Raw genomic sequence first — 12,333 nt, forward strand, 5'->3', positions numbered from 1 at the left:
AATGAACCGGCCGTTTGGGTGGCGCGCAGCATTCGTACGGGGTGCTCGCGTGTTCTGCACCGTCGCCGTTGTCGGGTTCGCCGCTGCGCCGGCGCGCGCCGGGCCGGTCGCGATTGCCGTGCTGAACTGCACGCTGATCGACGATAACGCCGCCTACAACGATGCCGATACCAATCGCCTCCAGCAGGCGCGCATCGGCATGGTCAGCGACGTGCTGCGTGCGCAACTGGCTGCCAGCCAGCGCTACCGTATCGCGGACAACAGCCGCGCTACCGACCTGATCGCCCGGCTCGGCGCGATGCAGGATCTGACCACGTGCGAGAACTGCGCGCGGCAGGTTGGACGTGAGCTGGGCGTCGAACAGGTGGGGACATGCTGGATTCAGAAAGTCAGCAATCTGATCCTCAATCTGAACTTGCGTGTGGAAGAGGTAGGCAGCGGTAAGACGGTGTTCCAGCGCTCGGTCGACATTCGCGGCAATACGGACCTGTCGTGGCGTCGCGGCGCGACGGCGCTTGCCGGGCTGCTCGTGGAGCAAACACCGGCGGATCGCGTCGCACCGTGGCGATGAGCCGCGTTGCGGCAGCGAGGAAGCGACGCACGCGCGGGTCGGGTGGCGGCTCATGCGCGTGGTGCGTTGAGCGTCGCGACCGATGGCACAGTGTGTACCCGAACGTCGTGACAGGATGACAACCATCCGGGCGCGGCGTGGCGCGATCCGGTGGTCCGCGTGATCGGCACAAACCGTGCTTGAACAGATGCTGGCGAGCGCAGGACCCGTCGACACTGAAAACCGCACGGGCAGAACGAGAAAAAGCATGCGGGTGTCGCTGGCTCAGGACAAAGCATCCGTAGCACCACAGGCAGCCTGCTATAAGAAGGGGATCGCATCGATGAGTTCTGGCGAACAGCTTCAGGACTGGCGTTTTCATGCACTGCAAATCGAAAACGAAGTCGCCAAGGTCGTCATAGGCCAGCAGCAAATCCTACGGCTCATCAACGTCGCACTGTTCGCCAGGGGCCACGTGCTGCTCGAAGGTGGCGTCGGCGTTGGCAAGACGACCGTATTGCGCGCGTTCGCGCGCGTGGTCGGCGGAGAGTTCGAGCGCGTGGAAGGCACCATCGATCTGATGCCGGGCGATCTCGTCTATCACACCTACGTCGATGCCGACGGCAAGCCCCGTATCGATCCGGGTCCGTTGCTGCGCCACGGCGAGCAGTTGACCACCTTCTTCTTCAACGAAATCAATCGGGCTCGTCCGCAGGTCCAGTCGCTGTTGCTACGCGCGATGGCCGAGCGGTCTGTCTGGGCTTTCGACCGCGAACATCGTTTCCCGCATATGACCGTGTTCGCCGACCGCAACAAGGTCGAGAAAGAGGAAACTTTCGAGCTGGCATCGGCGGCGCGCGACCGCTTCCTGTTCGAACTGAACATGCCTACGCCCGCCGCGCCGGACGTACGGCGCGCGCTGGTGTTCGACACGATGTTTCATGACGTCGATGTGCTGCTCGCGCAACTGACGCCCGCGATCGTGGCCTGGCAACAGTTGAACAGCATCGGTGCGGCGATTCAACAAGGCGTGCAGGCGAGCGAAACGATCGAGCGCTACGTGCTGGATATCTGGCGGGCCACGGAAACGCCCCTGCATTTCGGCATCACGCTCGACGGCGTCGACATGCAGCAGCTGATTCTGGCGGGCGCGAGCCCGCGCGGTATGAGTGCGCTGTTGCGGGCCGCGCGCGTGGTCGCATGGCTCGCGGGCCGCTCGCATCTGATTCCGGAGGACATCCATGAAGTGCTGATGCCGGCGCTCGGACATCGCGTGTTCTTCACCCCGATCTATGAACTGCGCCGCCAGGAACTGGCCGAAGCGTTGATCGCGCAGATCATGGCCAAGGTTGCCGTGCCCTGAGGCGCACCGGACGATGAACGGCATAGCCGAATTCCACTATCGTTTGCCGACCCGTGCCGGCGGCGCCCGGCCGGGTTCGCATCCTGGCTCGAGCTTCGGCTCCGGCCAGCAATTCGCGATGCACGGGCGGCTGTTCGACTACCCCGATCCGCGCCGTCTGGATCTGCGGGCGAGCCTGCGCGCGGCGCGCTCGGAATGGCTCGTGCGAGTTCACCTCCAGCGCGTCGCGGTGCCGGTGGTGATGATCGTCGACGTGTCGGCGTCCATGCATTTCGGCGCGCGTCAAACGAAGCTGCAGGTTGCCGCCGACTTCGTCGAGACGTTGGGCTACAGCGCGTTTCGTGTCGGCGATCGGCTGGGCATGCTGGCATTCGACGCCGACGAACGCGGCGATCTTTTCATGCCCCCGCGAAACGGCCGGGGCACCGGCAATCTGTTGGCGGCCATGCTGCGCGCGTGTCCCGGCGGCGCAGCCGCGAGCGGCGGTATCGAAGGACTGCGGCGCTGCGCGACGCGCCTGGCCGGGCGGCAGGCGCTCGTTTTCGTCGTGTCCGACTTCCACTGGCCGCTCGCGCAAATGCCGCGCGTACTCGACACCCTGGTTCACGCATGCGTCGTGCCGATCGTCGTTTGGGATGAGGCTGAAATCTCGCCGCCTCGGCGCGGCCCGCTGCTGGCGGTCCATGACGCCGAGTCCGGTGAAGATCGCAGGGTATGGCTGCGCGACGGCATCCGCAAGCGCTGGCTCGAAGGCGTCGCACGCCGTCGCGCGGAACTCGACGGGATCTTCGGCTCGCGTGGCATGCCGCCGTTTTATGTCGAAGGCGCGTTCGATCCGGAAGCCATGTCGCGTTACTTTCTGGAGACGACCGTATGAAACTGGGCGGACTCCGGGTCGGCTTCACGCGCGGTTTGCACAGACACGTGCTGCTGGCCGCGTTGCTGGCTGCCACCCACGCGGCCAGCAGCGCCGCTGCCACGGCTGTGCCCGCGATCGTTCAACAGCCGCGCGCATTCGGCTACGTGCTCGGCGATGTCCTCACGCAACGCGTGCTTCTGCAAGCCGGGGGCAACGACGTGAGCAATGTCACGCCACCTTCTGTCGGCCGCGCGGGTGTCTGGCTCGAACGCCGGCCAGCATCGTTCGAAACCGATGCGGATGGGCGCCGCTGGATCGTGATCGGCTATCAGGTCGTCAATGCGCCGCAAGCCCTCACGAAGATCACATTGCCCGCGTTGACATTGACGTCGCCAGGCGGCGTGCAATTGCAGGTGCCCGAATGGCCCGCGAGTGTCGGCCCGCTGACCCCGCCGGGCGGGTTCGCTGCCGGCGACCTGCAGCCGCTGCGGCCCGATCGAGAGGCGCCCTTGCCGGCGAACGCCGGATTGCGCCGTCAGATGACGTGGGCGCTCGGTCTGTTGCTCGCGACGTTGCTCGCGTGGGCGGCCTGGTGGTGGTGGCGTAACCTGCGCGAGTCGGCGCGCTTGCCCTTTGCGCGTGCATGGCGGCGCATGCAACGGCTGCGTGGCGCGCAAGCCGCTTCGTCCAAAGACGCCTGGTTCTGTCTGCATCATGCGTTGAACGAAACGGCGGGGCAGGTGGTGCACTCCGGGTCGCTGTCCGCTCTGTTCGCTCGCGCACCGTATCTGCAACCGCTGCGCGCGCAACTCGAGCACTTCTATCAAGTATCGGCCGAGCGCTTCTTCAAGCCTGCGCCGGGCGCGGCCGACTTTCCGTTGCAGACGCTGTGCCGTGCGCTGTATCGGGCTGAACGGCGCCACCAGCGATGACCATGGCTCTCGATTTCGCCGCGCCGTGGATGCTGGTCTTGCTGCCGCTAGCCGCGCTGCCATTGATGCGCCGGCGCAGCGATAGCCTGGTGTTTTCCAGCGTTGCGTGGTTGCCGGTCGATCGGGTCGGTCGGCTGGCCGGCTGGCTCGCGCGCTGCAGTGGCGTGCTGGCGATGGCGGGTATCGTCGTCGGGCTAGCCGGGCCCGGGCGCTCGCAACTGCAGGTGGTGCGCACCGGAAGCGGCGCGCAGATCCTGATCCTGATGGATCGCAGTGCGAGCATGGACGAGCCGATGGGCAGCGCGGGCGTCGAGGCGCCGCGTGGCGACGCCAAGAACAAGGTGGCGCGCGCGTCGTTGACGAGCTTCGTGAATCAGCGGCCCAACGACCGGCTCGCGTTCATGATGTTCGGCAGCAGTCCCGTGCTCGCGATACCGTTCACCTACAACCATCGCGCGATCGAGGCGGCAATCGCCGCCACCGCCATTGGCCGGGGCATGCCGGACACGCAGCTCGACCGGGGCATGCTGAACGCGATCGACCAGTTCGACGGCCGCCCGTCGTCGGGCCGCCGCGCGATCGTGCTCGTCTCCGATGGCGGAGCGCGGCTCGATGAGGCGGTGCGACGACGCATTCAGGCGGGTCTGCAGCGCAACCAGATCGCGCTGTACTTCATTTACTTGCGCAGCAGTCTCTATAGTCCCGATCTGAATGCCGCGATACCCGCCCGCGAGTCTTCGGCCGAAGCCGAATTGCATCGATTTTTTCTGACGCTGCAGACGCCTTACCGACTTTTCCAGGCGGGTGACGCGAAAGCCATGATGGCGGCCGTCGCCGAGATCAACCGGCAGCAAAACGCGCGGACGTCGTTTGTCGAGCATTTGCCCCGGCAGGATTTGAGTCCGTATTGCTTCGCGAGCGCTTTGTTCTTCTCTGCCGTGTTGATGGCGTTGCGTTTGCTTCAGGTAAGGAGTTGGGCATGACGCGTATGCTCGTCCACGCCGTGTTCGGAACCCTCGCGATCTGCTGCGCCGGCGTGGCCGCGTATGACTGGATGCGTCTTCAGCACGCCGCGCAGATGAATCAGGCGATTGCGGCAGCGAGCGCGGACCCGCGCAAAGACCGCGCCGATGACGACGCGCCGCAGGTCCAGCTCGCACGCGCGGTGGCGTTATCGAAAGCGGGCGCCTACGACGCGGCGGCCCGGCTCTACGATGGCCTGATCCACGAGGACCGTCTTGACGATCTCGGCCGCACGGCGCTGTTCGATCTCGGCAACATGTATCTGCGCGAAGGTGGCGGAGAGGGCGCAGGCGCTGTCAGGTCGCTCGCGATGATCGGCGAGGCCAAAGCGCGCTACCGGATGTTGCTACGCGCGGCGCCCGACGATTGGGACGCGCGTTATAACCTCGAGCGGGCGCTTTGGCTCGCGCCTGAAACACAGTCCGCGTCCGATGAGCCCGACGTGAAAGAGCAGCACAACGTGAAATTGCGTGACCCGCAAAGCCAGGACTTGCCGTGAGCATCGGGACCCGCGAGCGTGGCTTCTCCAGGCTGCGTCACTGGTTGATGCCGGTCGCGCTCGTCGCGCTGATCGCCGCGGTCGTCATGCCGAAGGTGAGACTGCCGCGCGATGCATTCGACTACATTGTCACGTTCGATATTACGCAAAGCATGGACGTCGACGACGTCAGTCTGAACGGCGTGCCGGTGAGCCGCTTGAAGTTCGCGCAGGCGGCGATGCGCGACGCGCTTGGGCACTTGCCTTGCGGCTCGAAAGTTGGCTGGAGCGTGTTTACAGGGCAGCGGACTTTGCTGTTGCTGCCGCCCATCGAGGTGTGCGACAACTACGACGCGCTGCTGGTGTCGCTCGACGGTATCGGCGCCCGCATGCGCTGGACCAACTGGAGCCGGATCGCCGAGGGCGGCGTTTATTCGGCGGTGCGGGTGGCGCAGGATGTGGGCCAGGGCGCGGCCGTGGTGTTTATTACTGATGGGCAGGAGGCGCCGCCTGTCTTGTCATCGCGCGCGCTGATGCGCGATATCAATTCCGCGGGCATCAAGGGTTGGCTGATCGGCGTGGGGGGCGACCAACCCGCGGCCATTCCGAAGACCGACGCCGACGGCAACCGGATCGGATACTGGCAGCCCGAGGACGTGATACAGGTGCCGACAACGCCGGGCTCCGATGCAGCGGTCGAGACACACGAGGAGCTTTCCGAGTTGCGAGGTCAGTATCTGGCGTTCGTGGCTGGGCAGACCGGTCTCGGTTATCGCCGGCTTTGGAACGCGGCGTCGTTGAACGACGCGATGCTGGACGCGCGCTTCGCTCACCGCGAGCCGATCCCGACGGATTTGCGCTGGTGTCCTGCGCTGCTCGCGTTGTTGCTGTTCGTGGGGCGGTTTGCGCCTGATGGGGTTTGGGCGTGGTGGGACTTCTGCTGGAAACATGGGCGACGGTTTGTTCGGGGGCTTGCTCCGGCGGTGGGTAGCCGTCCGCCACGGGCTGAGTAAGTCTACAAGCCGGCCATTCGTTTATCGTGGCGAGCAATAAGGCGACCGTCCCAGCGAGAACGAACCGAAGCGGCAAATGGCAACGCCTACGCCTACGCCAATCGCAGATCCCACAACACATCAAGGACGTGTTGCGTGGAACGCTCAACATACCCCGCACGATGTGCAATGCCGAGCCGGCGCCACAACGCCGGGCGCAGCGGACGCATGACAATGCGCATGTCGGGTAATGGCGTAGTGGCCTCATGGGGCAACAGCGCGGCGCCGTAACCTGCCGCTACCAGACTCTTGATCGCGTCGTTGTAGTTGAGCTGGATGCGCGGCGCAGGATGGTGCCCTCCGGTCGCAAACCACTCTGCAGTCAGACGCGAGAGGCGCGTGGTCGCGTCATTGAGAATGAGAGGTTGGGCGGCGAGCCATTCAGGCGTGATGCGAGCCGGACACCGCCAATGCGCCGGCACAAAAGCCATCACGGGGTCGCGGCGCCAAGGCTTTATCACGAGTCCAGCCACCGGAGGCTGAGGCAGTGCGACCAGCCCAACATCCAGCGTTCCATCCGCCAGTCGGGACAGCGTTTCATGCGAGGTGAGCACTGCAACCTGAATGTCGATAGCGGGATGGTGCTGGCGCAGCACCTCGAGCGCTTGCGGCAACAGGTGCGCGATCGCGCCAGTCGACGCACCGAGCCGCGCGCGCCCTTCGAGCCCCTGCACCTGGCGTTGAATATCGTCTAACGCCTGCTCCGCATCGGCCAGCAGTCGACGCGCGCGCTCCACCAGCACCTCTCCTATCGCCGACGGCCTTACATGTCCGCGCTTACGTGACAGGAGTGGAGCGCCAATGCGGTCTTCGAGTTCAGCGATGTGGAGGCTGACGGTTGGCGGCGCCAGGTTCAATGCACGCGCCGCATCGGCAAATGAGCCCCGGTCGGCAATGGCGACCAGGGTGCGCAAGCGGTCCAGGCTGATTTCTCGCATGTGGCGTCCAGATTCAGAAAAACTGAATATTCACGTTATGAAATTCAACTTTCTCTATTCTAGCGGTCCATGGAACATAGGGGCTCGTTCTACCTGTTACGACCTATAGTCAGCGGAGTATTCCACGTATGAGCTCTCCTGTTGTTTTCATCGACGGCGACCAAGGCACCACCGGGTTGCAAATTCACGAACGGCTGCGCAACCGGACCGACCTGAAACTGGTCACGCTTCCCGCGGCGGAACGCAAGGATTCCAGGCGTCGCGCCGAAGCCATCAACGCCTGCGACATCGCCATCCTCTGTTTGCCGGATGCCGCCGCGCGCGAGGCAGTGGACGCCATTGTTAATCCTGCCGTCAGAGTAATCGACGCAAGCTCCGCTCACCGCACGCAGCCGGACTGGACATACGGCTTTCCGGAAATGACGCGGGGACAGGCTGAGCGCATTGCGAACGCACGCCGGGTCACCAATCCCGGTTGCTATCCGACCGGTGCAATTGGCTTGCTGCGTCCTCTGCTGCAGGCCGGGCTCATACCAGGCAACTACCCTATCAGCATTCATGCGGTGTCCGGCTACTCCGGACGCGGGCGTGCCGGCGTGGAGGAACACGAAGGGCAGCGTGCCGTCAACGCGCCTTCATACCAGGTATATGGTCTGGAACTCGCGCACAAGCACACCCCGGAGATCCAGCAGCACGCCGGGCTCGCGCAGCGTCCCATTTTCGTCCCTGCGTATGGTGCGTTCCGCCAGGGCATTGTGCTGACGGTGCCTCTGGAGTTGCGGCTGCTGGCACCCGACGTGGACGGCGCCGCGCTACACGCGTGCCTCGCACGCCACTATGCCGAGGCGGCCCACGTACGTGTCTTGCCGCTGCACGAATCGTGCGTCTTAACGCACCTGGATCCGCAAGTGCTGAACGGTACGAACGACATGCGCTTAAGCGTATTTCCCAACACGGAACACGGGCACGTCCTGCTGTCCGCGGTTTTCGATAATCTTGGCAAAGGCGCATCCGGCGCTGCGGTTCAGAACCTGAACCTGATGCTCACGCAGCAATAGTGGCCGATGGCTCGAGCTAATGTTCGGCTGCACCCATATGCCCACGATTGCTGCCAATCCGGTCGTGGCCGTCGTTGACGGCGGCCAGAATGGAGCACACCCGCGATGGGGATCTGGCCGACCGATCAATACGTCAGGCCCAGGCTGACCGTCCAGCCTTTGACGTGAGAACCAAAGAGATAGGGCGCTCCCGCTCTTAGGCGTTTCGACTGTGCGTTGTCTCTCGAAAGAGGAAGTTCGCATGCATTTTCGTGCCAGTTGAACAGCGGCCATCAAGGACGGGTTTCAGGCTAGTGGCCGCGCCTGCATACGAGGCGTCATTGAGCAATCTGGCCACGCTAAGGTCCAGGCCCGGCTCGAATGTGAACCCATAGCCCAGCCTGCTTTTCAGGAACAGGCCGCCGTCGCGCTGAAGGCTGACCACTTGCTTGCGATACTGCCTGCCGCGCCGTTCGGCGCGTTGATCGTGAATTCGTCCTTTTCGCGAAGGTAGCCGCCGGAAACTCGCCAGCCAATACTGTTTCGATCCGAAAACGTGAGCAAACTACCTTCGTAAGGGATTCGGGTGACGGTGAACGATTGCGGGACGGCACCGTCCGACACGTCGAGATGTGCGGAGCTGATGTCCGGGGTCGCGGTCAAGTTGAGAATTTGCGAATAGCCTGAACCGAGACGCGCGGCGCCGATAATGTCCCGGCTGGACTGCGCAACAACAGATGCCGCGCTTGTGACGGCGAAAAGCACAAGGAACCGGGCCATATGGACCGGCGCAACGCTGCGGTGGTTTCCAGCCGAAGATCGCATGCGGGGTTCTCTCCGTTTGGCGGGTGGATCCGCGCAAGGATAGCCAGAATGCCCCCGGCCAGGCGCTTCATCTTGCTGCCGCACTACGGACACTTCTCGCCCGACTCGGGCAAATACCTTTGAACGTCGCGCGGTAGACGTCCCCGCAATGCCTTATGCGGCGCCCCTCGGTGCCACCAAACTCTCCTGCCTGCGTGCAAACACGGATCGATTCGCAAACGCGCATCGTCGCCAGCGCCTGCTTAGCGAAAACACCACCTTGCGCCTCATTTATGGTGCGAGTATATTGAATTACACCATCAACTATTTCTATGCGATATTAAATGACTAAAGATATCCTGTTGTCTAGTCATGGCCGCGTTGCGGTCATCACGCTTAACCGCCCCGAAAAGCTGAACGCGTGGACGACCCCCATGCGCAACGCGATCATTGAGGCACTGGATCGCTTCGACGCTGACGACGAAGTGGCGGCGATCATCATGACGGGCGCCGGCAATCGCGCCTTTTCGGCCGGGCAGGATCTGTCCGAGGCGCACGATTTCGATGGCGAGCGCGCGGTTGCCTGGGTCAAGGAATGGCAGCGTTACTACGCTGTGCTGCGCGGCCTGAAGAAGCCGCTGGTCATGGCACTGAATGGCACCGCGGCGGGCTCGGCGTTTCAGGTGGCGCTGCTTGGCGATATCCGGGTCGGTCACCCGGGTGTACGCATGGGCCAGCCGGAAATCAACGCGGGGATCGCGAGCACCACTGGCCCGTGGATCATGAACTCGATGCTCGGCATGTCGCGCACCATCGAACTGACGCTTACAGGCCGCCTGATGGACGCCGATGAATGCAAGAATATCGGTCTGATCCACCACGTCGTGGCGGAAGAAAAGGTCTTCGAAAAAGCGCTCGAAATCGCCACTGAACTCGCCAACAAGCCACCGGTCGCGATGCGTCTCGACAAACAACGTTTCCGTGAAATGACTGAAGCGGGTTTTCAGGACTGCATCGAAGCGGGCATCCGCATCCAGCGCGAAGCCTACGACTCGGGCGAGCCGGCTCGCATGATGGAAGCGTTTTTCCGCAAGCGCGCGAAGTGAGCTGATCGAAGTCCGTTTCATCCCGCCACTCATCGAGCAGGAGACCACAGCAATGACGCAAGACTTCAACGAAAAGCGGCGCCGCATGTTGCAGGGTGCGGGGGCACTCGCGCTCGCGGGCGCCATGCCGGTCCTGGTACGTGCCGACGATAAGCAGATCGTCGTATCGGATCCTGGTGGTCCTTACACGGCGGCCTACCGTCAGGCTTTCTACGATCCGTTCGAGAAGGCGACCGGCATCAAGGTGGTGAGCGTGGCGCGCGAATCGCAGCCGGTCGCGCAATTCGAAGCGATGGTGAAGACCCGGAATTATGTGTGGGACGTGACGACGCTCACACTCTCCGCCGACATCCCGTACCTCGAATCGAAGGGCCTGCTGGAGCCGATCGGGCTGAAGCCCTCGGACTTCCCGGACGTGATGCCGGAAGCGGTCACGAGCGACTGGCTCGGTGTCGACGTGTATTCGACGGTGCTTGCGTACCGCACCGACAAGTTTCAGAACAACGGTCCGAAATCGTGGGCGGACTTCTGGGACGTCAAGCGCTTTCCGGGCCGCCGCTGTCTGCGCCGCAGCCCGCTCGACACGCTCGAGCAGGCATTGCTGGCCGACGGCGTGACGCTCGACAAGCTCTATCCGCTCGACGTGGACCGCGCTTTCAGGAGTCTCGACAAGATCAAGCCGCATATCGCCATCTGGTGGACGTCGGGCGCGCAATCGATGCAGGCGATCCAGAGCGGCGATGTCGACATGATCTCGCTATGGAATGGGCGCGCGCAATCGGCGATCGACGCCGGTGCGCCGGTCAAGATCGTCTGGAATCAGGGCTTGTATTCGATCGAAGGCTGGGGCATTCCGAAGGGCACGCCGCACGCCGACATGGCCAAACAGTTCGTGCGTTTCTGCGCCGATGCCAAGCGCCAGGCCGTGCTTACCCAGACGCTCGCTTACGGTCCGACCAACCGCAAATCGTTCGACGCGATTCCGCCCCAGCGCGCGCCTTTGTTGCCGACCGCGCCGGACAACATCCGCAACATGAAGCTGCCGAGTCCGCAGTGGTGGCAGGACAATCGCCAGAAGGTCACGGAACGCTTCAATTCATGGATCATTTCGTAAAGGTGCCACGATGAGCGCAAAACTCGAAGCGATCGGCCTTTCCAAGCGCTATGGCAACACCGTCGCACTGGAGCCGACCAGTTTGACGGTGCAAGCCGGCGAGTTCCTGACGCTGCTGGGTCCTTCGGGGTCGGGCAAGACCACGCTGCTGCAGATGATCTCAGGCCTCGTCGCACCGAGTGCCGGACGCATCGAGATAGACGGGCGGGATGTCACGCACGTCGAACCGGGCAAGCGCGGCATCGGCATGGTGTTCCAGAGTTATGCGCTGTTTCCGCATATGAGTGTGTGGGACAACGTCGCGTACGGCTTGCGGATGCGCCGCAAGTCGCGCGACGAGGTGCGCGAGGCCGTGGACGGCGCGCTCGCGATGGTACGCATGAGCGAATACGGGACGCGTTTTCCGAAGGAACTCTCTGGCGGGCAGCAGCAGCGCATTGCACTCGCGCGCTGCTTCGCCTATCGCCCGTCGGTGATTCTGCTCGATGAGCCGCTCGGCGCACTCGACAAAAAATTGCGTGAGCACATGCAGGCGGAAATACGCCGCCTTCACAAGGAACTCGGCGCGACCTTCGTCTATGTGACGCACGATCAGGACGAAGCGCTCACTCTGTCGGATCGCATCTGCCTCATGAACGACGCGCGCATCGAACAGATCGGCACGCCCGCGGATCTGTACGATCGACCGGCGACGCGCTTCGCGGCGGGCTTTATTGGCCACTCGAATCTGCTCGAAGGCGCGCTGGCGGACGCACCCGATGCGAGCGGCGAGCCAATCCTGCTCGCGGCCGGCGGCCGCATTCCGCTGCCGCGTACCTCGAAGATCGGATCGGCGGCGCGCCATACGCTGCTGCTGCGGCCCGAGGCGCTGCAATTGGTCGAGCCGAAGCAAGGTTTCGTCGATGCCTGCATCGACGACGTGGTGTTCTTCGGCAGCGACACGCACGTGCAACTGTCGCTGCCCGACGGCAGCGAACTCATGGCGCGCTGCGCGCGCACGCTGAGCCCGCGTGTCGGCGATACGGTGGGCCTGATCTGGGATCCCTACCGCACCACGCTACTGCATGCTTGACGGTT

General features: G+C 63.7%; 13 protein-coding genes. 11 read left to right on the plus strand and 2 right to left on the minus strand.

Annotation, left to right across the window (positions count from 1 at the left end; all coding sequences use genetic code 11):
- Position 1: 1 nt before the first annotated feature.
- The 7 genes from PQR53_RS18405 to PQR53_RS18435 all read left to right on the plus strand — a co-directional run bounded on the left by PQR53_RS18405 (position 2) and on the right by PQR53_RS18435 (position 6,218).
- Positions 2 to 571 (plus strand): DUF3280 domain-containing protein, encoded by a 570-nt coding sequence (locus PQR53_RS18405; RefSeq protein ID WP_408456551.1) that lies wholly within the window; start codon positions 2 to 4, stop codon positions 569 to 571.
- Between the two features lie 322 nt (positions 572 to 893).
- Positions 894 to 1,913 (plus strand): AAA family ATPase, encoded by a 1,020-nt coding sequence (locus tag PQR53_RS18410; RefSeq protein ID WP_408456553.1) that lies wholly within the window; start codon positions 894 to 896, stop codon positions 1,911 to 1,913.
- A gap of 13 nt (positions 1,914 to 1,926) precedes the next feature.
- Positions 1,927 to 2,790: a DUF58 domain-containing protein gene (locus tag PQR53_RS18415; protein ID WP_408456555.1), complete on the plus strand. Its 864-nt coding sequence runs from the start codon at positions 1,927 to 1,929 to the stop codon at positions 2,788 to 2,790.
- Entirely contained in the window at positions 2,787 to 3,704 is a 918-nt protein-coding gene (locus PQR53_RS18420) for a calcium incorporation protein MxaA (protein ID WP_408456558.1), read from the plus strand. The genes PQR53_RS18415 and PQR53_RS18420 overlap by 4 nt, the downstream gene beginning before the upstream one ends.
- Positions 3,701 to 4,687, plus strand: a complete 987-nt coding sequence (locus PQR53_RS18425) for a vWA domain-containing protein (RefSeq protein ID WP_408456560.1) — start codon at positions 3,701 to 3,703, stop codon at positions 4,685 to 4,687. The genes PQR53_RS18420 and PQR53_RS18425 overlap by 4 nt, the downstream gene beginning before the upstream one ends.
- Positions 4,684 to 5,226, plus strand: a complete 543-nt coding sequence (locus PQR53_RS18430; RefSeq protein WP_408456563.1) for a tetratricopeptide repeat protein — start codon at positions 4,684 to 4,686, stop codon at positions 5,224 to 5,226. The genes PQR53_RS18425 and PQR53_RS18430 overlap by 4 nt, the downstream gene beginning before the upstream one ends.
- Entirely contained in the window at positions 5,223 to 6,218 is a 996-nt protein-coding gene (locus tag PQR53_RS18435) for a vWA domain-containing protein (protein WP_408456566.1), read from the plus strand. The genes PQR53_RS18430 and PQR53_RS18435 overlap by 4 nt, the downstream gene beginning before the upstream one ends.
- 92 nt (positions 6,219 to 6,310) lie before the next feature.
- Here the strand turns inward: PQR53_RS18435 and PQR53_RS18440 are convergent, their stop codons facing one another.
- Positions 6,311 to 7,195, minus strand: a complete 885-nt coding sequence (locus tag PQR53_RS18440; protein ID WP_408456568.1) for a LysR family transcriptional regulator — start codon at positions 7,193 to 7,195, stop codon at positions 6,311 to 6,313.
- 128 nt (positions 7,196 to 7,323) lie between these two features.
- Between PQR53_RS18440 and argC the strand changes: the two genes are divergently transcribed.
- Positions 7,324 to 8,253, plus strand: a complete 930-nt coding sequence (argC, locus tag PQR53_RS18445; RefSeq protein ID WP_408456569.1) for an N-acetyl-gamma-glutamyl-phosphate reductase — start codon at positions 7,324 to 7,326, stop codon at positions 8,251 to 8,253.
- 387 nt (positions 8,254 to 8,640) lie between these two features.
- Here argC and PQR53_RS18450 read toward each other — a convergent pair whose 3' ends face one another.
- Entirely contained in the window at positions 8,641 to 9,057 is a 417-nt protein-coding gene (locus PQR53_RS18450) for a hypothetical protein (protein WP_408456572.1), read from the minus strand.
- Positions 9,058 to 9,380: 323 nt separating this feature from the next.
- Here PQR53_RS18450 and PQR53_RS18455 point away from each other — a divergent pair, with 323 nt between their 5' ends.
- Genes PQR53_RS18455 through PQR53_RS18465 form a run of 3 tightly spaced genes read left to right on the plus strand, consistent with a single transcriptional unit; the run spans position 9,381 to position 12,328 of the window.
- Entirely contained in the window at positions 9,381 to 10,142 is a 762-nt protein-coding gene (locus PQR53_RS18455) for an enoyl-CoA hydratase/isomerase family protein (RefSeq protein ID WP_408456575.1), read from the plus strand.
- A 52-nt stretch (positions 10,143 to 10,194) separates the two neighbouring features.
- Complete coding sequence (locus tag PQR53_RS18460; RefSeq protein ID WP_408456577.1) at positions 10,195 to 11,256, plus strand: ABC transporter substrate-binding protein; 1,062 nt, start codon at positions 10,195 to 10,197, stop codon at positions 11,254 to 11,256.
- Between the two features lie 10 nt (positions 11,257 to 11,266).
- The gene (locus PQR53_RS18465) at positions 11,267 to 12,328 is read left to right on the plus strand and encodes an ABC transporter ATP-binding protein (RefSeq protein ID WP_408456579.1); all 1,062 of its coding nucleotides are present in this window, start codon (positions 11,267 to 11,269) and stop codon (positions 12,326 to 12,328) included.
- The last annotated feature ends 5 nt before the right edge of the window (positions 12,329 to 12,333 follow it).

This window comes from Paraburkholderia fungorum, from assembly GCF_046027605.1.
Classification (GTDB): Bacteria; Pseudomonadota; Gammaproteobacteria; order Burkholderiales; family Burkholderiaceae; genus Paraburkholderia; species Paraburkholderia fungorum_F.